26 protein-coding genes are annotated in these 22,771 nt (G+C 65.6%); 16 read left to right on the top strand and 10 right to left on the bottom strand.

Annotation, left to right across the window (positions count from 1 at the left end):
* Positions 1 to 31: 31 nt before the first annotated feature.
* The 6 genes from IC66_RS0109905 to IC66_RS0109880 all read right to left on the bottom strand — a co-directional run bounded on the left by IC66_RS0109905 (position 32) and on the right by IC66_RS0109880 (position 5,979).
* The gene (locus IC66_RS0109905) at positions 32 to 850 is read right to left on the bottom strand and encodes a DUF2076 domain-containing protein (protein ID WP_028140099.1); all 819 of its coding nucleotides are present in this window, start codon (positions 848 to 850) and stop codon (positions 32 to 34) included.
* A 118-nt stretch (positions 851 to 968) separates the two neighbouring features.
* The gene (locus tag IC66_RS0109900) at positions 969 to 1,814 is read right to left on the bottom strand and encodes a ChbG/HpnK family deacetylase (RefSeq protein WP_028140100.1); all 846 of its coding nucleotides are present in this window, start codon (positions 1,812 to 1,814) and stop codon (positions 969 to 971) included.
* Positions 1,811 to 2,863, bottom strand: coding sequence for a glycosyltransferase family 2 protein (locus IC66_RS0109895; protein ID WP_028140101.1), 1,053 nt, complete (start codon positions 2,861 to 2,863; stop codon positions 1,811 to 1,813). The genes IC66_RS0109900 and IC66_RS0109895 overlap by 4 nt, the downstream gene beginning before the upstream one ends.
* 98 nt (positions 2,864 to 2,961) lie before the next feature.
* Positions 2,962 to 3,939, bottom strand: coding sequence for an ATP phosphoribosyltransferase (hisG, locus tag IC66_RS0109890; protein WP_028140102.1), 978 nt, complete (start codon positions 3,937 to 3,939; stop codon positions 2,962 to 2,964).
* A gap of 3 nt (positions 3,940 to 3,942) precedes the next feature.
* Positions 3,943 to 5,094: an ATP phosphoribosyltransferase regulatory subunit gene (locus IC66_RS0109885; protein WP_028140103.1), complete on the bottom strand. Its 1,152-nt coding sequence runs from the start codon at positions 5,092 to 5,094 to the stop codon at positions 3,943 to 3,945.
* 132 nt (positions 5,095 to 5,226) lie between these two features.
* Complete coding sequence (locus IC66_RS0109880; protein WP_038947506.1) at positions 5,227 to 5,979, bottom strand: 16S rRNA (uracil(1498)-N(3))-methyltransferase; 753 nt, start codon at positions 5,977 to 5,979, stop codon at positions 5,227 to 5,229.
* A gap of 210 nt (positions 5,980 to 6,189) precedes the next feature.
* Here IC66_RS0109880 and IC66_RS0109875 point away from each other — a divergent pair, with 210 nt between their 5' ends.
* Positions 6,190 to 6,852: a hypothetical protein gene (locus IC66_RS0109875; protein ID WP_028140105.1), complete on the top strand. Its 663-nt coding sequence runs from the start codon at positions 6,190 to 6,192 to the stop codon at positions 6,850 to 6,852.
* A gap of 140 nt (positions 6,853 to 6,992) precedes the next feature.
* A complete protein-coding gene (gene ubiA, locus IC66_RS0109870) occupies positions 6,993 to 7,949 on the top strand; it encodes a 4-hydroxybenzoate octaprenyltransferase (protein ID WP_038947505.1) in 957 nt (318 codons plus the stop codon).
* A 113-nt stretch (positions 7,950 to 8,062) separates the two neighbouring features.
* Here ubiA and IC66_RS0109865 read toward each other — a convergent pair whose 3' ends face one another.
* Positions 8,063 to 8,581 carry a DUF6101 family protein gene (locus IC66_RS0109865; RefSeq protein ID WP_038947504.1) on the bottom strand — a complete coding sequence of 173 codons (519 nt, stop codon included), beginning with the start codon at positions 8,579 to 8,581 and terminating at the stop codon, positions 8,063 to 8,065.
* Positions 8,582 to 8,846: 265 nt separating this feature from the next.
* On the opposite strand from IC66_RS0109865, the gene IC66_RS0109860 reads away from it, so the two are divergent.
* From IC66_RS0109860 to IC66_RS0109830, 7 genes are all read left to right on the top strand, one after another.
* Positions 8,847 to 10,265 (top strand): TldD/PmbA family protein, encoded by a 1,419-nt coding sequence (locus IC66_RS0109860; protein ID WP_038947503.1) that lies wholly within the window; start codon positions 8,847 to 8,849, stop codon positions 10,263 to 10,265.
* A gap of 58 nt (positions 10,266 to 10,323) precedes the next feature.
* Positions 10,324 to 11,070, top strand: coding sequence for a 3'(2'),5'-bisphosphate nucleotidase CysQ (locus IC66_RS0109855; RefSeq protein ID WP_390887166.1), 747 nt, complete (start codon positions 10,324 to 10,326; stop codon positions 11,068 to 11,070).
* 63 nt (positions 11,071 to 11,133) lie between these two features.
* A complete protein-coding gene (locus IC66_RS0109850) occupies positions 11,134 to 11,376 on the top strand; it encodes a DUF4170 domain-containing protein (RefSeq protein ID WP_028134338.1) in 243 nt (80 codons plus the stop codon).
* On the top strand, positions 11,373 to 12,092 hold the full coding sequence (locus tag IC66_RS0109845; RefSeq protein WP_028140110.1) for a lysophospholipid acyltransferase family protein: 720 nt from the start codon (positions 11,373 to 11,375) through the stop codon (positions 12,090 to 12,092). The genes IC66_RS0109850 and IC66_RS0109845 overlap by 4 nt, the downstream gene beginning before the upstream one ends.
* Positions 12,055 to 13,401, top strand: coding sequence for a 3-deoxy-D-manno-octulosonic acid transferase (locus IC66_RS0109840; RefSeq protein WP_085968316.1), 1,347 nt, complete (start codon positions 12,055 to 12,057; stop codon positions 13,399 to 13,401). Before IC66_RS0109845 ends, IC66_RS0109840 begins: the two co-directional genes overlap by 38 nt.
* Positions 13,394 to 14,410 carry a tetraacyldisaccharide 4'-kinase gene (gene lpxK / locus IC66_RS0109835; protein WP_038947500.1) on the top strand — a complete coding sequence of 339 codons (1,017 nt, stop codon included), beginning with the start codon at positions 13,394 to 13,396 and terminating at the stop codon, positions 14,408 to 14,410. Before IC66_RS0109840 ends, lpxK begins: the two co-directional genes overlap by 8 nt.
* 313 nt (positions 14,411 to 14,723) lie before the next feature.
* Positions 14,724 to 15,059, top strand: a complete 336-nt coding sequence (locus IC66_RS0109830) for a GYD domain-containing protein (RefSeq protein ID WP_018321923.1) — start codon at positions 14,724 to 14,726, stop codon at positions 15,057 to 15,059.
* Positions 15,060 to 15,427: 368 nt separating this feature from the next.
* On the opposite strand, the gene IC66_RS47080 is transcribed toward IC66_RS0109830, so the two are convergent.
* Positions 15,428 to 15,625, bottom strand: a complete 198-nt coding sequence (locus IC66_RS47080; RefSeq protein ID WP_162832262.1) for a hypothetical protein — start codon at positions 15,623 to 15,625, stop codon at positions 15,428 to 15,430.
* Positions 15,626 to 16,131: 506 nt separating this feature from the next.
* On the opposite strand from IC66_RS47080, the gene IC66_RS0109820 reads away from it, so the two are divergent.
* A complete protein-coding gene (locus tag IC66_RS0109820; RefSeq protein WP_038947499.1) occupies positions 16,132 to 16,446 on the top strand; it encodes a hypothetical protein in 315 nt (104 codons plus the stop codon).
* Positions 16,447 to 16,576: 130 nt separating this feature from the next.
* On the opposite strand, the gene IC66_RS0109815 is transcribed toward IC66_RS0109820, so the two are convergent.
* Positions 16,577 to 16,804 (bottom strand): DUF2093 domain-containing protein, encoded by a 228-nt coding sequence (locus IC66_RS0109815; RefSeq protein ID WP_018321926.1) that lies wholly within the window; start codon positions 16,802 to 16,804, stop codon positions 16,577 to 16,579.
* 190 nt (positions 16,805 to 16,994) lie between these two features.
* Here IC66_RS0109815 and IC66_RS0109810 point away from each other — a divergent pair, with 190 nt between their 5' ends.
* Positions 16,995 to 17,819: a dienelactone hydrolase family protein gene (locus IC66_RS0109810; RefSeq protein ID WP_038947497.1), complete on the top strand. Its 825-nt coding sequence runs from the start codon at positions 16,995 to 16,997 to the stop codon at positions 17,817 to 17,819.
* 212 nt (positions 17,820 to 18,031) lie between these two features.
* Complete coding sequence (locus IC66_RS47670) at positions 18,032 to 18,175, top strand: hypothetical protein (protein ID WP_193375309.1); 144 nt, start codon at positions 18,032 to 18,034, stop codon at positions 18,173 to 18,175.
* 248 nt (positions 18,176 to 18,423) lie between these two features.
* On the opposite strand, the gene xseA is transcribed toward IC66_RS47670, so the two are convergent.
* Positions 18,424 to 20,046 (bottom strand): exodeoxyribonuclease VII large subunit, encoded by a 1,623-nt coding sequence (gene xseA / locus IC66_RS0109800; RefSeq protein ID WP_038947496.1) that lies wholly within the window; start codon positions 20,044 to 20,046, stop codon positions 18,424 to 18,426.
* Between the two features lie 137 nt (positions 20,047 to 20,183).
* On the opposite strand from xseA, the gene IC66_RS0109795 reads away from it, so the two are divergent.
* The 4 genes from IC66_RS0109795 to IC66_RS0109780 all read left to right on the top strand — a co-directional run.
* Entirely contained in the window at positions 20,184 to 21,290 is a 1,107-nt protein-coding gene (locus tag IC66_RS0109795) for an alpha/beta hydrolase (protein WP_038947495.1), read from the top strand.
* The gene (locus tag IC66_RS0109790) at positions 21,287 to 21,841 is read left to right on the top strand and encodes a hypothetical protein (RefSeq protein ID WP_038947494.1); all 555 of its coding nucleotides are present in this window, start codon (positions 21,287 to 21,289) and stop codon (positions 21,839 to 21,841) included. The genes IC66_RS0109795 and IC66_RS0109790 overlap by 4 nt, the downstream gene beginning before the upstream one ends.
* A gap of 65 nt (positions 21,842 to 21,906) precedes the next feature.
* Complete coding sequence (locus tag IC66_RS0109785) at positions 21,907 to 22,497, top strand: hypothetical protein (RefSeq protein WP_038947493.1); 591 nt, start codon at positions 21,907 to 21,909, stop codon at positions 22,495 to 22,497.
* 2 nt (positions 22,498 to 22,499) lie between these two features.
* Positions 22,500 to 22,771: winged helix-turn-helix domain-containing protein (locus IC66_RS0109780; protein WP_038947492.1), on the top strand; the 272-nt coding region annotated here is incomplete at its 3' end.

Raw genomic sequence — 22,771 nt, 5'->3', positions numbered from 1 at the left:
GGCGCCCGTCCGCATCTTTCGGACGAATTGCTCACGCGTAATCGCTGCCGCCATCGTCGTCGCCGCCGAAATCGCTGTCGTCGGCTACGTCCATATTGCCGTCGTCGTTGTTGTCGCCGTAGTTCTGGTCGTTGTCGTTACGATCGTTGTTCGCCTGGTCGGAGAAGCTCTGGCGGGACTCCCGGTTCGAGCCGATGTCGTTGAGGCCGGCATCGCGCGCGAGCGAGCCGCCGGACTGGTCGCTGCCGCCCCAAGGACTTCCACCAGCGCTGCGGTCGCCGAGGGCGTTGGTGTCGCCAAAGGCCTGCTGATGCGATCCGCCCATCATGCCGCGGATGCTCGAGAGCAGCAGAGAGCCGCCGACGACGCCGGCCGCAGCTGCCGCCGCGGTGCCGAGGAACGAGCCGCCGCCACCGCCCATCGGCGGTGCGCCATAACCCTGGCCCGGGCCCTGACCTTGGCCGTAAGGCGGCTGACCGTAGCCCGGCTGCGTCTGCTGCATCGCTCCGCCGCTGTTCCAGACCGGCCGCGTGTCACGCGGCGGCACGTTCGGAACCGAGCCGCGCGAGGGGCCTCCGCCGAACAAGGTATCGCGCATGGTGTCGAGGAAGCCGCCGGACTGCGCCTGCTCGGGCGCATGGGCCGCTTCCAGCTCCTGGATGCGGTTATGGGCACGCTTCAGCGCTTCGTCCTGCAGCAGCGTGGTCTGCACCAGCGCATAGATCGCGCCGGGTGCCTTGCGCAGTCCGTCCGAGATCGCGGCGATCGCGTCGGGATCGCGCGGTGCGTTTTCCAGTTTCGAAAGCCGGTCGAAAAGGTCGTCGACGAGCTGGCGTTCCTGCGGCGTCATGATCAGTCTCCCTCGCGCAAAACAAGCGCGAAGCAGATGTAGGGTTCCATTGTGGCCCCAACAGTGCCGGCCGGATTAAATTTCGGTATGCGACAAGCTGCCCCGCGGCTTGCCGGTGTCATCCCAGCGTGGCGCCGCTGTCCGCCAGCAGACGCGCGAAGGCGTCGCCCGCCAGATAGGCGTGCTCGCGTTCGCGGACATCCGTCATCGGATCGAGGCCGGCGAGGACATCGTCGACGAAGCCGGGGTGGCACATCACGAGGCCGCCATCCGGCAAGCCTTCCAGGAATTGCCGCATCAGCTCGCCAAAATCGGCCGCCCGCGTGAAGTCATAGGCGCCGGCAAAGCCCGGGTTGAAGCTGAGCCCCGCGCTGCCGGCACGGCGGCGGAATTGCGCGCTGAGGACGTCGAGCACGATGGCCTTGGGTGAGGCCAGCCGCTGCTTGAGCGGCAGGTCGCGGCCGCCCTGGCGCACCCAGGCGTTCGGCGCGCCTTCGCGGACCGCATCGACGAAGCCGTCGCGCACCTGCGGATAGAGCTGCACATGCTGATGGCCGTCGACGAAGTCAGGCGCGCGCCCGAACGCTTCGGCGAAGGCGGCGAGCTGCGCCTTCACCTCGTTGCGGAAGAATTCGCGGTCGAGCCGCCGCAAAATGCCCGCGCGCAGCAGCTTCGGAAACGGCATGAACATGTCGCCGTCGAGCGGGCGGAAATGCATGGTGAGGGGACGGAACGGCGCCGACAGCGTCACGTGCAATCCGATCGCGCAGCGCGGGCTCGTCTTCGCCGAGGCCTGAAGCGCCTCGACCTCGCTGCGCGCGATTGCAGGCCCCACCATCATCACCGAGGTGGCGTTGAGGCGGCCGCGTTCGATCAGGTCGCGGATGGCGCGGTTGACGCCCGGGCTGATGCCGTAATCGTCGGCACAGAGCCAGATCCGCCGCAGACCCGCGGCCGCGCTCATTCGGCCGCCGTCCTCTTCGCGGCGTCGCTCGAAGCGTCCTGCGCCGCTTCGAAGTGCTTTTCACTATGCTCGGCGACGAAGTAGATCGGGCGCGCCTTCAACTCGGAGAGGATCTTGCCGATATATTCGCCGACGATGCCGATCATGATGAGCTGCACGCCGCCGATCGTCATCAGGCCGATCACGAGCGAGGGATAGCCGGGCACCTGCTTGCCGGTCGTGAACACCTCCCAGAGGATCGAAAGGCCGAACAGGAAGGCGCCCCCGGCGAGAATGACGCCGAGCAGGCTGGCGAAGCGCAGGGGGGCCACCGAAAACGAGGTCAGGCCCTCGATCGACAGGCCGAGCAGGCTCGCGGCGTTGAAGGTGGTGACGCCATGGGCGCGGGCAGAAGGCTCGTAGTCGACCCGGATCTGGCGGAAGCCGATCCAGCTGGCGAGGCCCTTGAAGAACCGGTTGCGCTCGGGCAGCTGCCTGAGCGCTGTGACCGCGCGCGGCGACAGCAGGCGGAAGTCGCCGGCGTCCTCGGGAATCTTCTGCCGTGCCCCCCAATTGATCAGCGCGTAGAAGCCGTGCACGGCGACCCGGCGCAGGAAGGTCTCGTTGTCGCGATGCGCCTTGGCGGTGTAGACGACGTCATAGCCGTCATCGATCCAGTGCCGCACCAGCTGTTCGATCAGGGCCGGCGGATGCTGGCCGTCGCCGTCCATGAACATGACGGCGCCGAGCCGGGCATGGTCGAGGCCGGCCATCAGCGCCGCTTCCTTGCCGAAATTGCGCGACAGCGACACCACCTGGACGTCGATCGCGTCGGCCGGCAGCGCGCGGGCGATCGCCAGCGTCGCATCCTTGCTGCCGTCGTCGACATAGACGACCTCGCAAGCCAGCCGATAGCGCTCCCGCAAGGTTTTTGCCAGATCGCAGATGCGCTGGTGCAGGGCGGCGAGGCCCGCCGCCTCGTTGTAGACGGGGACGACGATCGACAGTCCCTTCGCCGCGGCGGTGCCTGCGGTCGTCGTCATGCCGGAAACGTCAGAGCCCAGCGTCATCGATCAAGTTCCAGAAGCGTTCAAAGTCATCTTAACAGCATATGGTAGCTGCCGTTTGCTGTCGCAAAGCTGAACGGAAAAGCCGAACGGCCTGAGGCTCACTGCCGCAGGAACGCCTCCAGCTTGGCGAACAGCGGGTTCTCCCGGTCGAACACGTAGTCGAGCGAAACCACCGAGACGGTCTCGGCGCCATGCTCGCGCAGGAAGCTTGCCAGCGCATAGAGCTGTCCCGGCGGGCAGTGCAACGTCAACATGCCCGACGAGGTCGGCCCGCCGAACGGGGCTTCGACGCCGAACCGGCCATGGGCTTCGCCGAGCAGCGCCGCGTCGCATTGCCGGAAGCGGGTGCGGACCTCGCGATACTTGTTGGCTCGCGCCCTTGCTGCGATGTGATCGAGGATGACGCGCGCGGTCTCCCGCGCCTGCGGCGTCCAGTCGGCCTCTTTCGAGGCGACCAGATTGGCCTGGCTGCGCAGGATCACGCCGTCGTCGAGCACCCGCAAGCCGTTGGCGGCGAGCGTCGCGCCCGTCGTGGTGATGTCGACGATCAGCTCGGCGCTGCCGGCCGCCGGCGCGCCTTCGGTCGCGCCGCTACTTTCAACGATGCGGTAATCGGTGATGCCGTGGCTCTGGAAGAAGGTGCGGGTGAGGTTGATGAACTTGGTCGCGACCCGCATCCGCATGTGATGCTGCTCGCGGAAGCCGGTGGTGACGTCGTCGAGGTCGGCCATGGTGCGAACGTCGATCCAGGCCTGCGGCACCGCGACGACGACGTCGGCGTAGCCGAAGCCGAGCCCGTCGATCAGCGACACGCGCTTGTCGGCGTCCGCGATGTTCTCGCGCACCAGGTCTTCCCCGGTGACGCCGAGATGCGCGAGGCCGCGCGACAGTTGCGAGGCGATCTCGCTCGCCGAGAGATAGGCGACCTCGACATTGTCGAGGCCTGCAAGCGTGCCGCGATAGTCGCGGGCGCCGCCGGCCTTCGACAGCTTGAGCCCGGCACGGGCGAAGAAGGCCTCGGTGTTTTCCTGCAGGCGGCCCTTGGAGGGAACGGCCAGAACGAATGGCGCGCTCATGACTTAAGCTCCCACCTTGCGGCCGATCTTCGTCAGCGCATCCACCCAGACCGAGAAGCCGACCGCAGGGATCGGTTCAGTCGATCCAAGCTGGGTCATCAGCCCGTCATAGCGGCCGCCGGCGACCAGCGGCTCGGCGCCGTTGCCCCGGTGATGCAGTTCGAATTCGAAGCCGGTGTAATAGTCGAGCCCGCGCCCGAACGCGGTCGAGAAGCGCGTCTGCTTCACGTCGATGCCCCGCGCCGCCATGAAGCCGACCCGGCTCTCGAACTGGTCGATCGCAGCCGTGAGGTCGAGCCTGGCGTCGGCAGTGAGCGCGCGCAGCTCGGCGATGGCATCGTCGGGATTGCCTGCAATCGTCAGGAAGCGCTTGAGCACGGCAATCGCCTCGCGCGGCAGCGCGCCGCCCTTCAGCGTCGATTGCTCGAGGAAGCGGTCGGCGATCTCGGCCGTGGTGCGTCCCCCGACATTGGTGGTGCCGGCGATCGACATCAGATCGGTGACGAAGGCGAGCGCCGCCTTGCGGTCGGAGCCGGCGAGGGCGGCGAGCACGCCCTCATATTCGCTGCGGGTGGCGGTGGTCGCGGCCGCCAGCCGTTCCAGATCCTTTTCCAGGCTGATCTTGCGGTTGAAATCCTTGACCAGGCGGCGGCGCCAGACCGGATAGAGGTCGAGCGCATCGAGCAGCGCGTTGAACAGCGCCACGTCGCCGGTGCGGATCTCGACGTCGCGGACACCGAAGGCCGCGGTCGCTTCGAGCCCGAGCGCCAACGTCTCGGCGTCGGCCGCGGCGCGGTCCTGGCGGCCGAACGATTCGATGCCGGCCTGCAGGAATTCGCTGGCTTGACCGCTGCGGTAGCGAAACACCGGGCCGAGATAGCTGAACCCGGCCGGCTGGCCGGCACGACCGGAGGTCAGGTAATCGCGCGCCACCGGAATGGTCAGGTCCGGGCGCAGGCACAGTTCCTCGCCGGAGAGGTCACTCGTCAGGTACAGGCTCTTGCGGATGTCCTCGCCGGAGAGGTCTAGGAACGGCTCGGCCGGCTGCAGGATGGCGGGCTCGGCCCTGACGTAACCGGCCTGCGCGAACGACAACAGCAGCGTATCCGCCCAGGCGGCGGAGCCGGCAGCATTTGAGGTGGCAGTCGCGGTCATAACTGGGTCCATCGTCCCGGTGGAACCGGGCAGGGCAAGGGGAGGCAAGCGAATTGCGCAGCCCTTAGCATGGCCCGAAAGCGGTTTCGACCTCCAAAGGATCAATCGCTTAACAGGCGGGCAACGCCGGGATCAGCTGGCATTGCCCCAATCGCCCAGCACCGCCTGTACCAGCGCCAGGGCGGCCACGGCGGCGGTATCGGCCCGCATGATCCGCGGGCCGAGCGCCAGCCGGAGGATCCTGGGCTGCCGCAGCAGCAGGGCCCGCTCTTCTTCGGCAAAGCCACCCTCCGGGCCGATCAGCACGTCGATCCCCTGTCCGGCCTCGCGGGCGTCTTGCAGGCTTTGCACCGGGTTTTGCACCTCCGCCGCCTCGTCGCAGAAGATCAGCAGGCGGCCCGCAGGGCGCTGACTGAGATACCGCTCCAGCGGCACCGGCTCGGCGACCATGGCGATGCTCAAAATGCCGCATTGCTCGGCCGCCTCGACGACATTGGCGCGCATCCGCTCGGTGTTGACCCGGGAGGCCTGGGTGAACCGGGTCAGGACCGGCTGCAGCGCGGCGGCGCCCATCTCGATGGCCTTCTGGACCATGTAATCCAGCCGGGCATGCTTGAGCGGGGCGAAAACGTAGGCGACGTCGGGCAGTCGGTCCTGGGGCCGGGTCTGCTGCAGCATCACGAGACCGTCCGGCCGCTTGCGGCCTTCGATGGCGGCCTGCCACTCGCCGTCCCGGCCGTTGAAGGCCAGAACCTCGGCCCCGGCAGCAAGCCGCAGCACATTGCCGAGATAATTGCTCTGGTCGCGGTCGAGCGGGATCCTGGCGTCCTGGGCAAGAGGAGCGTCGACGAACAGGCGGGGAGCGCGAAAATCGTGGGAGGGCATCGTTCAGGGGTCCGATTTGGGGCCGTTCTTAACCGAAAGCAGCCATTCCGGGGGTAAATATTGCCGAAATGGTGCGTCCCCGCGCCGCGCTCTTGCCCTATTCAACGGGTTGTTAAGCGCCGGCGGGAATCGTAAAAACGCGAACACGCTGGTTGCGCTTCAATTGGGAAGACGCTGAACCCCGTAGCTCCTGCCGGAGAGACTATCCTGATGATCCGTCATTTGATGGTTCCGATCACTGCCGCCATGGTCACCCTGAGCACCGCGGGCGCCTATGCGCAAAGCGCCTTCCCGGCGCCGCTGCCGAACCAGGCCGCCACCAGTTCCGCGTTTCCCCCGGTGAACGGCTCGGCGCCGACCGCTTCGGTCGGCACGGCACCGCAATCGTCCTTTCCCGTGAATGGCGCCGCGCCCGTCGGCGGCGCTGGCGCGTTCAGCGCGGCCCCGCCGACCCAGGGCGGCCCCGGCGAGGACTGCATGAAGGCTTTCATTCCTCTGCGCGAGGAAGCCGAGAAGCGCGGCAAGCTGATCAAGGCCGCGAGCGACCGTCATGCGCCGCCGGACGAAGCCTGCAAGCTGATCCGCAATTTCAGCCAGGCTGAGACCAAGATGATCAAGTACATCGAGTCCCACGCCGCCAAATGCGGAATCCCGGCGCAGATCGGCGCGCAGATGAAGGACGGTCACAAGAATACCGAGGCCATGGCGACGAAGGTCTGCAACGTCGCGCAGCAGATGCAGAACCAGCCGCGCGGTCCGGCCGGCCCGTCGCTGAGCGAGGTGCTCGGTTCAGGCTCGGCGCCTGAGGCCAATGCCGGCAAGAAGGGCGGCAGCACCTTCGACACGCTCAACGGCAACGTCCTGACCCGATGATACACGTGCCGCCGATTTGAAGTTCCTACGGTGCTTGCCGCGAGATCCTCATAGGAACTTCAAATCGACAAGCGGCACGTGAATTATAATTTCTTGCTAGTGCCCTTGTAGTTTTCGAAGTTCGTACCGGATACGCCGCGATGGAATACGAACTTCGAAAACTGGGCACTAGCACATCCGCCCGCGTTGCCGATTCCACCGGCAACTGGGTCGATACGCTGGCGCCGCCATGGGCGCGGCCTTATTTGCGATTGTCCCGCTTCGATCGTCCGATCGGATCATGGCTGCTGTTGATGCCGTGCTGGTGGTCGGCGGCGCTCGCGAGCGGCATGGCGCATGACGTCCGCGGGCTGCCGCTCACCATCGTGCTGTTCTTCATCGGCGCCTTCGTGATGCGCGGGGCGGGCTGCACCTGGAACGACATCACCGACCGCGACCTCGACGCCAAGGTCGAGCGCACTCGCTCGCGGCCGCTGCCCTCGGGGCAGGTGAGCACGAAGCAGGCGCTGGCCTTCATGATCGCGCAGGCCGTGATCGGTCTCGTCGTGTTGCTGCAATTCAACCGCTTCGCGGTCCTGACCGGCATCGCCTCGCTCCTGATCGTCGCGATCTACCCCTTCATGAAGCGCATCACCTGGTGGCCGCAGATCGTGCTCGGGCTTGCCTTCTCCTGGGGCGCCCTGATGGGATTTGCCGTCACCTTCGGCCGCATCGACGTCACCGCGATGGTGCTCTATGCCGGCGCGATTTCATGGGTGATCGGCTATGACACGATCTACGCGCATCAGGACGCCGACGACGACGCGCTGATCGGCATCAAGTCCACCGCGCGCCTGTTCGGCGCGCACACGCACCAGGCGCTGATCCTGTTCTACGGGCTCGCTGTGATGTTGATCGGCGTCGCGCTGGCCTCAGGCGATGCTCGCTGGCCGGCCTGGCTCGGGCTGATCGCCTTCGCCGTGCACCTGGCGTCGCAGATCGTGCGCTTGCGGATCGACGATCCCGAGCTGTGCCTGCGCCTGTTCAAGTCGAACAAATATGCGGGAGCGCTGCTGTTTGCGGGGTTGCTGGTGGACGCGGTGATGCGGGCGGCGTAGCTGCCGTAGGGTGGGCAAAGGCGCCCTTGCGCCGTGCCCACGATCTCTCAATGATTGACAAATAAGGTGGGCACGCTTCGCTTTGCCCACCCTGCGGCACCTGTGAATGCCGTCTAATTCCTCGCGATGATCTCGCGTTCTTCGCGATGAACCGACAGCTCGCGCGCCATCGCAACGCGGCGGCGCATCAGGAATTTCGGACGGCGGGCGCGGATGGCATTGGCGCGGCGACGGCGGGCTGCGGGCTTGCGCGCACCTTCGTCGAGCTGCGGAAGCGCGAACAGCTCGCTCCAGATCGCCAAGGCCTCGACGAGCTCGTCGCCTTCCGCGCCGACGAGCAGCGGAACGGAGAGCGAGGGATCGCGATGCACCAGCACGATGGCCTGCGCTTCGTCATTGCCGCGCAGTGCGACGCCTGTGAAGTCGCTGACGCGGACGTTGATCGCCATCTGCATGCCGCGAACGGCACGGCGAAGCACGACGCGTTCGCGATGAAGCTCGATCTGCCTGACATGTCCGTCGGCGCGCGGATCGTGCGCATCGAAGCGGACCGGAAGGGAAAGGGGGTCGAGCCGCAGAGAGCGGCTCGACCCGGCGGGAGCGACCCCGCATGTTGCTGTTTGACGCCTCACGGCTTTAGTTCTCCCCGCCGGGATTATGTTCCCGGTCGATGCGAGGACCTTAGCGCGCGGCTTTCCGAAACCGCTTAAAAAGGCTGGTTAACCCACCGTCACTGCTGCTCATGATTGACAAGACCTTGGCGCGCATGATTGACGAGACGTTGCGCCAAAGGTGCGAATCTGAGCTTTTGGCGGGCTGAAAATGCTTGAAGTCCGCGCGATCAGGGCACATCTGTGGGTTCCGGTCCCGAACCCCCGCCCCAACAGGATTTCGTTCGTGAACTCTTCACCATCCGCAAGCTCGACGCTTTCGTCCAAGGATTCCGCCAAGGGGTCAAAGGCCAGCCGTGACCTGTTCGACCAGTCCGCCTTGTCGGATCTGGCGCAGCGGCTGGTGGAGGCGGCCAAGCGCGCCGGCGCGGATGCGGCCGACGCGGTCGCGGTGCGCGGCGTCTCGCAAGGCGTCGAGGTGCGCGACGGACGCGTCGAGGAATCCGAGCGCTCCGAGGGTGACGACGTCGGCTTGCGCGTGCTGGTCGGCCAGCGCCAGGCGGTGGTCTCGACCAACGACGTCAGCGGCGATGCCGTGACCAAGCTTGCCGAACGCGCGGTCGCGATGGCGCGCGTTGCGCCCGACGACAAATATGTCGGGCTCGCCGATCCCGCGCTGCTCGCACGCGACTTCCCCGATCTCGATCTGCTCGATCCCGATGTGCCTGCCACCAGCGAGCTCGAGCGCCGCGCACTCGCGGCCGAAGCTGCCGCGCTCGCCGTGAAGGGCGTCACCAAATCCGGCGGCGCTTCGGCGTCCGCGGGCATGGGCGGCATGGTGCTGGTCACCTCGACCGGCTTCCACGGCTCCTATTTGCGCTCCAGCCAGGGCATCTCGGCCACCGCCATCTCGGGCGAAGGCACCGGCATGGAGCGCGATTACGACTTCACCTCGGCGCCGCATGGCGCAGACCTGTTGTCGCCGGAGATCGTCGGCCGTTCCGCCGGCGAGCGCACCGTGGCGCGCTCCAATCCGCGCAAGGTCGAGACCTGCAAGGTGCCCGTCGTGTTCGATCCGCGCGTCGCCGGCTCCCTGGTCGGTCATGTCGTCGGCGCCATCAACGGCGCCTCGATCGCGCGCAAGACCAGCTTCCTCAAGGACAAGCTCGGCCAGCAGCTGTTTGCGAAGAACATCCGCATCATCGACGATCCCCTGCGCAAGCGCGGCCTGCGCTCGCAGACGTTCGACGCCGAAGGCGTTGCCGTGAAGAAGATCGCGCTGATCGACGAGGGCGTGCTGACGACCTGGCTGCTCGACTGCGCCACTGCGCGCGAGCTCGGCCTTGCCACCACCGGCCATGCCCACCGCGGCGTTTCTTCCTCGCCGTCGCCCGGGCCGTACAATCTGCATCTCGAGCCCGGCACGCCGACGCCGGCCGAGCTGATCTCCGATATCAAGCAGGGCTTCTACGTCACCGATCTGATCGGCTCCGGCGTGAACGGCGTCACCGGCGATTACAGCCGCGGCGCTTCCGGCTTCTGGATCGAGAACGGCGAGATCACCTATCCCGTCAGCGAGGTGACGATCGCCGGCCATCTGTTCGAGATCTTCAAGTCGATGCAGCCCGCGAACAATCTCGAGTTCCGCTACGGCATCAATGCGCCGACGGTGCGCATCGAGGGATTGACGCTTGGCGGACGTTGAGGCGAACGCCCCGGGCGAAACCATCCTGACGCGCGATGCGGCGCTGCTGCAGGACACGGTGCGGGAAGCGGGCGCGCTGGCGCACTCGATGTTCCGCACCGAGCTGAAGAAGTGGACCAAGGGTGCGTCCTCGCCGGTCTCGGAAGCCGACATCGCCGTCAACGACCTGCTCGAAACGCGCTTGCGCAGTGCGACGCCGGATTATGGCTGGCTCTCGGAGGAGAGCGCCGACGATGCGGCCCGGCTGTCGCGGCGGCTGACCTGGATCGTCGATCCCATCGATGGCACGCGCAACTACCTCAACGGCCACGACGATTGGTGCGTCAGCGTCGCGCTGGTCGAGGATGCCGCGCCCGTGCTGGCCGCGGTGTTCGCGCCGACGACCGATGAGTTCTTCTTCGCCGCACGCGGCCAGGGCACCACGCTCAACGGCGCAGCCGTGCAGGCTTCGCCCGGATCGGCGCTCGACTTCTCCCGTGTCGCCGGCCCGAAACCCATGGTCGAACGGCTCAACAGCTCCGGCCGCGAGATCAAGCTGCATCCGCGAATCGGCTCGCTCGCGCTACGCCTGTGCCGGGTCGCCCACGGCGCGCTGGATGCGGCTTTTGCGGGGGGCAACAGCCATGATTGGGACCTTGCGGCGGCCGATTTGATCGTGCAGGAAGCCAATGGTAGGATGAGCGACCTCTCCGGAGAACCCATCCTCTATAACCGCCGGGAAGTGGCGCACGGGGTGCTGGTGGCAGCGGGACGCGATCGTCATGCGGGCATTGTCGCGCATTTTCGAAACCGTCCCTTGGCCTAAAGCGCTTTTCGTCGTGCTCGTCGAACACTGCTTTTGCCGGGCAGCCCGCTAGGAACAGAACTCATGCCAGATAGTGCCCCGCAACAACTGCTTCACCTCGTCATCGGCGGGGAGCTCGTCGATCTCGAGCAGAACGTCTTCAAGAATCTCGACGACGTCGAGATCGTCGGCCTCTATCCGAATTATGCGACCGCGCATGCCGCCTGGCGGGCCAAGGCGCAGAGCACGGTCGACAACGCGCAGATGCGCTATTTCATCGTCCATCTCCACCGGTTGCTCGACCCGAATCAAGAACCGGCGCGTTGAAAAAACTGCTTCGCAATACGCTGCGAAGCAGCTTCGTTCAGCGTGCCGTCGGGGTCCTGGCGGCCGAATATCTGCGTCTGGTCTGGCGGACCAACAAATTCACGTTGGATCCGCCCGACGTCTATGCGCAGGTTGAGCCGCAGCTCCCTGCGATCTTCGCGTTCTGGCACGGCCAGCATTTCCTCACGCCCTTCATCAAGAACCAGAACAAGGCTTCCTATCGCGCCAAGGTCCTGATCTCCCGCCACCGCGACGGCGAGTTCAATGCGATCGCCGCCGAGCGGCTCGGCATCGGCACCATCCGCGGTTCCGGCGATCATGGCGGCGCCTTCCACCGCAAGGGCGGGGTCGGCGCCTTCAAGGAAATGGTGCGCACGCTCCAGACCGGTTGTAATGTCGCGCTGACCGCCGATGTCCCCAAGCGCTCGCGCGTGGCCGGGCTCGGCATCATCATGCTGGCACGGGAATCGGGGCGGCCGATCATGCCTTTCGCGATGGCGACCAGCCGCTTCGTCCGGCTCAAGAACTGGGACCGCACCACCATCAATTTGCCATTCGGGCGGGGCGCATTGGTCGGCATCAAGGAAATCCACGTTCCGCCGGACGCCGACGCCGCCATGATGGAAGCGCTGCGGCAGGAGCTGGAAGACACGTTGAACGAGGCGACCCGCCGCGCCTATGCGCAACTCGGCCGCCCGGGACCGGAAGATGCCTAAATCGCTGCCCATTGCGCTGCCGATCACGCTGAGGATGTACCGGCGCCTGGCCTCCGGCCTGGTGCCGCTTGCGCCGGCGCTGATCAAGCGGCGGCTGAAGCAGGGCAAGGAGGATCCCGCGCGCGTCGGCGAGCGGCGCGGCCTGTCCCGGGACGTGCGGCCGCATGGTCCGCTGGTCTGGATCCACGGCGCCAGTGTCGGCGAGGTGCTGGCCGCGGCGGGGCTGATCGAGCGCCTGCGCGATCTCAACTTACGCATCCTGCTCACCTCGGGCACCGTCACCTCGGCCGCCGTGGTCGCAAAGCGCTTTCCGCCCGACGTCATCCATCAATACGTGCCGTATGATTCGCCGCGCTATGTCGCGCGCTTCCTCGATCATTGGAAGCCGTCGCTGGCGCTGTTCATCGAATCCGATCTGTGGCCGAACCTGATCCTGGCGGGCGCGACGCGCCGGGTGCCGATGGTGCTGATCAATGGGCGGATGTCGCCGCGCTCCTTCCCGCGCTGGCGGCGCATGCAGGGCACCATCTCGGCGCTGCTGTCGCGTTTCGACATCTGCCTTGCGCAGTCGAAGACCGATGCCGAGCGCTTCTCCACGCTCGGCGGCCGCGACGTCGTCACCACGGGCAACCTCAAGCTCGACGTGTCGGCGCCGCCGGCCGATCCCGCCAAGCTCGAACGGCTGATGGCGATGACGCGCGGGCGCCCCATCATCGTCGCGGCCTCGACCCACCCGGGCGAGGACGAGTTGCTGGTCGCCGCGCATCGCAGCCTCTCCGGCTTCTTCCCGCAGCTCCTCACCGTGATCGTGCCGCGGCATCCCGATCGCGGCTCCTCGATCGCCGGCCTGATCACGGCCTCAGGCCTGAAGCCGGCATTGCGCTCGCGCGAGGAGCTTCCGACCGCGACCACCGATATCTATGTCGCCGACACCATGGGCGAGCTCGGCCTGTTCTACCGGCTGTCGCCGATCGTGTTCATGGGCGGATCGCTGATCCGTCATGGCGGGCAGAACCCGATCGAGGCGATCAAGCTCGGGGCCGCGATCGTACATGGCCCACACGTCTTCAACTTCGCCGATGTCTATGAGGCGCTCGACGGCAGCGGCGGTGCGCGCCAGACCGACACGCAGGAGGCGCTGGTCAAGCAGCTCGGCCAGCTGCTGGCCGATCCCACCTTGCGCGACAAGATGCAGCGCGCAGGCAGCGGCGTGGTCGAGGAGCTCGGCGGCGCGCTCGATCGCACCATGATCGCACTCGAGCCGTATCTGCTGCAGCTGCGGATCGAGATGGGAGCCGCCAATGCGTGAGCCGGCCTTCTGGTACCGGCCACGTTCCCTCCAGTCGTACGCGTTATGGCCGCTCGGAGCGCTCTACGGCGCGATCACCGAACGGCGCATGCTGCGCAAAGGCGTGGATGCCGGCATCCCCGTGATCTGCGTCGGCAATTATCACGTCGGCGGCGCCGGCAAGACGCCGACCGTGCTGGCGCTGACGAAGCTTTTGCGGGAGCTCGGCGAGACGCCGGTGGTTCTCAGTCGCGGCTATGGCGGACGGCTGAAGGGCCCGGTCATGGTCGACCGCGCGCGCCACACCGCTTCCGACGTCGGCGACGAGCCCTTGATGATGGCGCGCGACGTCCCGGTCGCTGTCGCGCGGGACCGCCTCGAGGGTGTCGCGCTCGCCAAATCGCAAGGCGCCACCGTCATCCTGATGGACGATGGCTTTCAGAACCCGCGCCTGGTCAAGGACACCTCGCTGATCGTGATCGATAGCGAACGTGGGCTCGGCAACGGCAAGGTATTTCCTGCCGGCCCGCTGCGCGCGCCGCTGAAGGCGCAGCTTGCGCGCACCGACGCGCTGGTGTTGATCGGCGACGGCCGCGCCGCCAACGATGTCGCGACCGAGCTTGCCAAGCGCGACAAGCCGGAGCTGCGTGCGCGCCTGAAGCCGGACGCCGGGTCGGTCGCAAGACTTTTGGGCAAGCCGGTGTTCGCATTCGCGGGCATTGGCGATCCCGAACGATTTTTCCGCAGCTTGCGCGCCTGCGGCATCGAGGTCGCGCGCACGCGCGCCTTCGCCGATCACCACATGTTTTCAAACGACGAGATCGCAGCTCTCGCAGCGGAGGCGCAGCGCGAGCAGCACACACTGGTGACGACGGAAAAGGATCTCGCGCGCCTCCGCGGCCGTGAAGGCGTGCCTGACAGCATCGTGCCGTTCACCGTGCAGCTCGAATTCGATGATCCGGCAGCGCTCCGGCAATTGATCAGCGATCATCTCTACAAGGCGCGCGAGCGGCGGTTCAGCAGGCGATGATCTCGTTGGGTGGGCAAGCTAGTCCGCCGTAGCCAAAGAGCAAAGGATGGAAGAACAATTCATCCATCGCCATGCGGTATTCGATAACTGATCGGGCGACATGTCGCGGCTGATGAATTCTCTTCCGCACGTTAGGGAGTTGATGTAGCCTTCCATCAGAGCCGTCACCGGGACGTGCCGACCTCCCGGAAATCATCGGCGGCGTTTATGCCCACGGCGGGCAGTACCTTCATCACTTCAGATGCAGCGGCCGTAACGATCAGTTCGGAACGGCAGGGAGAATCATTGCCAAAAAACCAGAGGAGAACATGCCATGCATTTTTGCCTCACCGGACAGTACACCCCACGCGCTCTCAATGCCATTTTGGAGAATCCCACGACCGATCGCCAGGAGGCGGCACGAAAGCTCATCGAAGCGGCCGGCGGAAAGCTGCTTTCGATGTACAGCGTTGCGGCCGACGGCCCAGGCGTTTTGGTGATTTTCGATGTGCCTGATCCGGGTGCGGCGCCGGCCATTTCCGGCCTGACCGTCACCGCCGGCACCCTGCAGAATGTGAAACTGACCAGGTTGTTCACGCAGGACGAGATCAAGCAGGTTCGCCAGAACGCGGCGAAGCTGCGTTCTTCGTATACCCCGCCCGGAAGCTGACATCCGGACCTGGAGCATAATCCGGAAAAGTGCGCAGCGGTTTTCCGAAAAGATCATGCTTAAACCAACCCAAAGCGCGATGACGATTCATCCTAATCGCATCGCGCTTTGGAGCTTCGGTTCTGATGAGCAGAACCGGAGCTCTGAATTCCCGTTCTTGACGCGTCTTCTTCACGCGAACCGGTATTGCGGCTCGGCAATCAGTCATGCTCACCACGCCCCAACGGCCATTAATCCAATTATGGTCAGGCACGAGACGCAGGCCACCACGACGGTATAGCATTCGGGCGTATTCATTGTTCACTCCCAAACTGTTGCCAATTGCTTGGTCACTGCTACGCGGGAGAGATCGCCGGTTGCGGGCCACTTCAATGCGGCAGGCCGAGACCGGTCTTGCGATGTGCGTCCGTCCTCTCATCGTCAACCTGATCCGCAGGATGATGATGCGCTTCGAGAGCTTCGGCGCGTTCAGCCGCGATCAGAAGCTGTTTGCGCATTTCAGCGAGACGGGCGCGACAATATTCACGATAGAGCAGGTCCAATATGGTGGGCATGATCACCCCCATCGTTTGACTCTCGATTTACAGATATTCCACCGCAAATTTTCGAGGTGATCGTAGCCCGTCAGATGGCTCTTTCGATATGAGCCCGTTCACAGACTGCGCCAATTCCAAAGCTCGAGGGCCGTTTGGTTGACCTGATTGTCTGTGCGATAAAAGGAACAGGGCCAATTACCTAATGAATACTGTAGCAGCTCTCTGTTTCAACAAGACTTCGTCAAACAACTTAAGGGCGCCGGATCGCGACAAAGAATCCAACCACAACGCGAAATGACTAACTACGGAGTGCAAGTATTCTTCGATGCAACGCGGATCGGCACGATGGAGATTTTTTCCTCTGTGAGACTCGCAGTTCAGGTGCATGCGAACATCACCTCATCCCGATGATGTGCAAAAGCTGCACCGCTCGTGCCTGCCGCACTGCTGCGCTTTGCCCAACCTGCAGCAAGCCTGCCATTCAGGCGACATTCATCGCAAAACGCCTATCGGTTCCCGACGATCAGGAGAATTCGATGAAACTGCCGTCTGCGACCGTTGCCGCCAGCCTTGTGTGTCTGATGGTTGCGCCCGTGTTCGCACAAACGCCGCCTGCGGCTTCTCCCGCTGCGCCAACCAGCACGGTGCCGGTTCCCGCGACCAAGCGCGTGACGTGCCTTGCCACGACGGCGAGCCTGAAGGGGCAGGACAAGCGCGACCAGCTGCAGCTCTGCATGGCGCAGGCGCGGCTCGATTGCCTGAAGCAGGCGATTGATCAGAAGGTCGTCGGCGAAGCCAGGAAGAGCGCGATCAAGACTTGTGTGGGTGCGGATGGTCACGAGCAGCAATAGCAGAACGACGCCACGAACTCGCTCTCGTAGGGTGGGCAAAGCAACGCGTGCCCACCTTGTCCATCGCGGTCATGGAGAGATGGTAGGCACGGCGCTTTGCGCCTTTGCCCACCCTAGGAGGGCGGAAAGCTCATTGCTGCGGTTTCGGCGCGCCGGGGAAATGCCGCTGCAGCACGGCGGCGGGTGTGGCGTAGGCCTCCTGCAAATCCACGCTCCAGTACTTCAGCTCGTCGAGCGGAATCCGCGTGTCGGTGATGGCACAGCGCACGAAGGTCCCCGGCGAGATCACGCGGAAGTCCCCGTCGAGATATTGCACTTGCGCTTCGCCATGGCCCGAGGGGCCGAACTTGTTCAGCACGGTCGAAAGTCTCCGTGGAAGGCCGCTCCGTGGAAACTGGAGGGCACGATGTGTTGGACGGGATGTAGCATAGATAGGGTGGCTTGTCCGCCCGGTAAACCCACCGGTTTGTGATGTTTTGCCGCCGTTTCCGCGTGATAGTGCTTGGGCGAAGGATCGCTGGTTCCGGCATCTCCTTTGGCAGAGTCCGATGCGCCTTCGACTGACCACCCTGTTCCTGATGCTGCTGATGTCGGCCGCGCGTGCCGCGCCGGCGCCGCAGCCGGTCGACATTCCGCTGGCGTCCGGCGTGCTGCACGCGCAGCTCTACAAGCCTGAAGGTCCGGGGCCGTTTCCGGCCGTGGTCGCGCTGCACGGCTGCGGCGGCCTCGGCAGCCATTCCGATCCCGTGCTGCCGCGCTACCGCGATTGGGCCGAGCGCCTGCTCAGGGCAGGCAATGCCGTGCTGCTGCCCGACAGCTACGGCTCGCGCGAGCTCGGGCCGCAATGCCGCGTCAAGGAGATGCACGTCAAGGCGCGGCGTGAGCGCGTCACCGACGTCGCAGCATCGCGCGCCTGGCTGATGAAGCAGTCCTGGGTGGCGCGCGATCGCGTCAGCCTGATGGGCTGGGCCAACGGCGCGAGCGCGCTGCTGTGGGCCGTGCGGCCGCAGGGCGCGGCGCGTGACCTGGAGCCGGATTTCCGCGCCGCGATCGCGTTCTATCCGGACTGCCGGATCTCCGCCGGTCTCGGCTGGAGCACGCGGGTGCCGACCCTGGTGCTGATCGGCGCCAATGACGATGTCTCCTCGCCGCCGGCCTGCCGCCAGATGGTCGAGGGCGCGCATGGCCGCAGCGCGCTCGCACGCATCGTGGTCTATCCCGGCGCCTATCACGATTTCGACCGCGCCAACACGCCGCTGCACGCAGCCGGCGGCAGCAACGATGCCGCCGTGCCCGAGCGCGGCCATCTCGGCACGGATGCCGAGGCGCGCGCGGAGTCGCAGAAGGACGTCGCGCAGTGGCTGGCGCGCTAGCTCGGATGAGCGGACTTGTCGCGCCGTAGCTCGGTCGAAGCGAAGGCGGAAGCGGGGCCGCCCGAGGAACAATTCAGGCGGACAGCCCCGCATCGACCACCGCCCTGCACGGACTTGATGGCCGACCGGGAATCTACGGATCGCATGCGGCGCCGGTTTCAGCACGTGACGACGCCTTAGTTCGACCACGATGTCGATTAAACGCAGTCCTCATGCGCATCGTCCTCTTCGCCTCCGTACTGGCCGTCTTCACCGTCGCGATCTTCCTGTACGAGGCCCACGCCGGCGCGCCACAGCGTGCGCCGGAACATTGCGGCTTCTGGACCACGATCGATGCGGGATTGTCGTGTCGGTAGGGGCATGCTGTCCCCACATGCTCCGTCATTGCTTCGTCGCTTCAGCGCAAAATTGCTACGCAATTTTGTCGCGAGCTCCTCGCAATGATGCTTGGGAATACACGCGCGTCCCACACAATCGCTGTCATCGCGGCTTGACCGGGCGATCCAGTACGCCGAGGCGGCCGTGAGTCATCGAGAAGCTGCGGCGTACTGGATTCCCGCTTTCGCGGGAAATGACACCGAGAGTGGAGCGCCGTTCTCACACCTCAGAACAGGCTGCCCTGATCCACCGGCTTGGCCACGCGCTTCGGCGCGGGCTTTGCGTCCGCCGCAGCCGACTTTGGCTGCGCTGGCGCGCGCTTTGCCGTTGGCGCCGGCCGATCCGCGTCCGCCGTTGCTCCGACACGGCCATCGGCAAACTCGATCTCGAGCCGCGCATTCGGCCCGATGCTGTCCGCCGCATGCAGCGGATGTCCCGCCTCGTCCCGCACCAGCGCAAAGCCGCGCGCGAGCACGCTGCGATACGACAAAGCCGACAGCAGCTTGCCGCTGTTCTCGACGCGGGCCTCTAGCCGCTGCAGCAAGGTGACGAGCGCGCGGCCGGCGCGCTCGCTGAGGCGATGCGTGCGCTCGCGCTGCCGGGCGATGGCGTTGCGCTGCGCCTGCGCATTGGAGAGCTTCGAGGCACGCAAGCGAACCTCGAGTCCGGCAAAGCGGTCGCGTCGACGACGCAACAGCGAGCGTGCGGAGAGACCCAGCCGCTCGCCGCACACGGTGAGGCGGTGGTCGGCCTGCGTGATCTGGCCGTGCAGCACCCGCAGCGTCAGCTTTGAACTTGCGGCGGTAAACCGGCGGAAATGCGCGTGCGTGTTGGCCTTGAGACAGCGCGGCAGGGCGCTTCCTGCCGAATCCAGCCGCTGCCGCGGAATCGCCAGCAGATCGCCGGCCGCGGGCAGCGCGCGGGCGGCGGCGCGCAGCTCGCTGCGACGGCTTTCCTGGGCGCGCTGCCAATAGGCGCGGGTGCGGCGTCCGAGGTCGGCGACCTCGACGAACAATTCGCTGCGCACCGGCACCGCCATCTCGGCCGCCGCCGTCGGCGTCGGCGCGCGCTTGTCGGCGACGAAGTCGATCAGCGTGATGTCGGTCTCGTGCCCCACCGCCGAGATCAGCGGGATCATGCTCTCGGCTGCCGCCCGCACCACGATCTCCTCGTTGAACGACCAGAGGTCTTCCAGCGAGCCGCCGCCGCGCGCGACGATCAGCACATCGGGCCGCGGAATCTTGCCGCCCGGGGCAATCGCGTTGAAGCCGCGGATCGCGGCCGCGACCTGCTCGGCCGAGCCGTCGCCCTGAACTTTCACCGGCCACACCAGCACGCGGCGGGGGAAGCGGTCCTCCAGCCGGTGCAGGATGTCGCGGATCACGGCGCCGGTCGGCGAGGTCACGACGCCGATCACCTCCGGCAGCCACGGCAGCAGCTGCTTGCGCGCTTCGTCGAACAACCCTTCCGCGGCGAGCTTCTTCTTGCGCTCCTCCATCAGCGCCATTAGCGCGCCGATGCCGGCCGGCTCCAGCGCCTCGATCACGATCTGGTACTTCGAGGAGCCCGGATAGGTCGTCAGCTTGCCGGTGGCGATGACCTCGAGCCCTTCCTGGGGCTTGAAGCGCATCCGGCCGTGCACGCCCTTCCAGATCACCGCCTCGATCTTGGCGCTCTCGTCCTTGAGCGCGAAATAGCAATGGCCGGAGGAGTGGGCGCCGCGGAACCCCGAGATCTCACCGCGGACCCGGACATGGCCGTAGGTATCCTCCACCGTCCGCTTCAGGGATTGGGAGAGCTCGGAGACGGTGAATTCAAACGCGTTGTTCAGTTGTTCCGCAGGCGGCATCGGCAAACGATTCGGCATTTTGGGGTCAGACCCGACGTTAAGGATTTTCGCGGCGCGGCGCCAATCCAGGGATTGTTTTGAAGAGTACTCTGTATTATAGAGTTCTCTATTGATTGGTGCATTTGAGGGAGTAGGCCATGGCGATCCGGTTGCTGCGCGGCGTTTTGAGCGGTCTGAAATGGGCCCTGTGTGCGGTCGGCGGCGTGGCGCTGATGCTGACTGTGATGATCGCAACGCCGCTGGCGCGGCCGCCCGAGATGCGGTCGGTCTCCGACTCCACCAAGGGGATCGACTGGTCCACCCTGCCTGCGTTGGAGCGCTTCCAGGCCCGCGACGGCACCTGGATCGGCTATCGCCACTACGCGCCCAAAGCGTTTTCAAGCGAAGTGGAAGCCGGTTCGCGTGAAGAAAACGCGTCAAAACAGGAATCCGGAGCCCGATCCCATCGGAACGGAAATGGCTCCGGGGGCCCGGCGGCGGGCCGGGGCGCGATCTTCATCCATGGCTCGTCCGGCTCCAGCGGCACCGTCAACCATGCGCTGACCCACGCGATCGCCGCGCGCGGCGTGGAGACCTGGGCGCTCGACATCCGCGGCCATGGCGGCTCCGGCACCCGCGGCGATATCGGCTATGTCGGCCAGCTCGAGGACGATCTCGTCGATTTCGTCGCCGAAATTCGCAAGACCGCGCCGGACCTGCCGCTCACCTTGATCGGCCATTCCGCCGGCGCCGGCTTCTCGCTGCGAGTCGCCGCGACGCCGATCATGCAGGACATGTTCGTGCGCACCGTGCTGCTCGCGCCCTATCTCGGCTATGACGCACCGACCAACAGGCCGAGCAACGGTGGCTGGGTCAGTGCCGATATTCCACGTTTCCTGGGACTGACGGCCCTGCGCAAGCTCGGCATCGACTGCTGTGCGCAGCTTCCGGTGCTCGCCTTCGCGGTGCCGGCAAGTTCGGCGAAGTATCTCACCTCGACCTATTCCGACCGTCTGATGCGCAATTTCGCGACGCGCGGCTATCGCGTCGATCTTCCGGCAACCACACGTCCGATCACCATCTTCGGCGGCGCCGAGGACGAGATGATGATCTCGGACAAATATGCTGAAGTGGTGCAGGCGGTGAAGCCGTCGGTCGACGTCAAGGTCATTGACGGCATCAATCATATGGGCATCGTCACCCATCCGAAGGCGATCTCGGTGATCGCCGAGGACGTGGCAACGCGCGGGGCAGGGCAGTCATGATCGACAGCAGGGAGGCGTCCGCAGCGCTGGCCGATATCGACGACATCGTCCAGCGCGTGAAGCAATCGCAGCTCTATGAGCTGGCGAGCCTCGCCGCGGTCTGGTGGGGCGTCCTGGTGTTCGCAGCCAATCTCGTGACCTGGCTTTGGCCGATCTACGCCGTCTACGCCTGGGTTGCTGTAGACGTACTGGGCGTCGGTGGTCTGATTGCACTTCGCGTGTTCGATCCGAAAAGCCACCCCTTTGGCGCCGGCGTTGGCATCAGGCTGTTCCTGGTATTCGCACTGTTCTTCGCGTTCGGCTATCTCGTCACCAGCGTTGTCGGTCATTTTGGTCCGCGCCAGTTGGGAACGTTCTGGCCGATCTATTTCATGCTGTTCTACACGCTCGCCGGGCTCTGGTTCGGCTACGCGTTCGTTGCGATCGGCCTCGGCATCACCGCGCTGACGCTGTTCGGCTTCTTCTACATCGGCGAGGCGTTCCCGCTCTGGATGGCCTTCGTCAACGGCGGTGGCCTCGTCCTCGGCGGCCTCTGGATGCGGCGGATCTAGCGCATGCCCGAACTCGACGACATCATCCACCGGCCTGCAGCCAAGACCCAGGAAGGAGCGCTCCCGTGACCGACAGCAAGCGGGCTTCCGATGCGCTGAACGAGCGCGAGAATACCATTCGTCCTGTGCGGCGGTCGCAGATCTACCTGGTCTCTGGCCTCGTCCTGCTGCTGTGGGCCGTGCTGCCGTTTGCCGACGATGCCCTGATCTGGTTCTGGCCGCGCTACGGGGCCTATTATTGGAACAGCTGGTTCGTGGTGAATGACGGGCTCTATTTCTGGTTTGCACTCTACGTCGTCTCGGCCTTCGGCCTCGTTGCTCTCGGCGCGTATCATCTTTCGCGAAACGGAATCCGTCTGTCCGACAGGCGCAGTCTGCTGGCGCTGCTGCTGATCGCCGCCTTCGGCCTCGTCTGCTGCTATTTCGGCAGGTTCTCGCCGCGCCAGCAAACGGTGTTTTGGCAGGTCTACATCACGCTGGTCTACCTGACGGCGGGGCTTCGGTTCGGCTACGCCTTTGCACCGCTCGGCGCGACCATCATCGCGCTGACGCTGATCGGATATTTCACTATCCCGGGTGTACCGCTGTTGCCGTGGATGGCGGCCGTCAATGGCGGCGCGCTGATTGCGGGTACCCTCTGGATGCGGCGGGGCTAGCCGTGGCGGAGCTCGACGACATCATCCACCAGCCGCTGCGGCTGAAGATCATGGCAGCGCTGAACGCGCTGCCTGCGACAGCGGGGCTGGAGTTCTCGCGGCTGAAGAAGCTGACCGGCGCCACCGACGGCAATCTCGGCGCGCACATCGAGACCCTGGCGAAGGCGGGATACGTCCAGGTGGACAAGGCGTTCGTGGGCAAGAAGCCGCAGACCACGGTCACCGCCACCGCTGCGGGCCGTGGGGCGTTCGCAAGGCACGTGGCGACGCTGCA

The sequence above is a fragment of the Bradyrhizobium genomosp. III genome, assembly GCF_000261705.1.
GTDB lineage: Bacteria > Pseudomonadota > Alphaproteobacteria > Rhizobiales > Xanthobacteraceae > Bradyrhizobium > Bradyrhizobium ottawaense.
The sequence above is the reverse complement of the archived record's forward strand: the minus strand, read 5'-3'. Positions and strand labels throughout refer to the sequence as shown.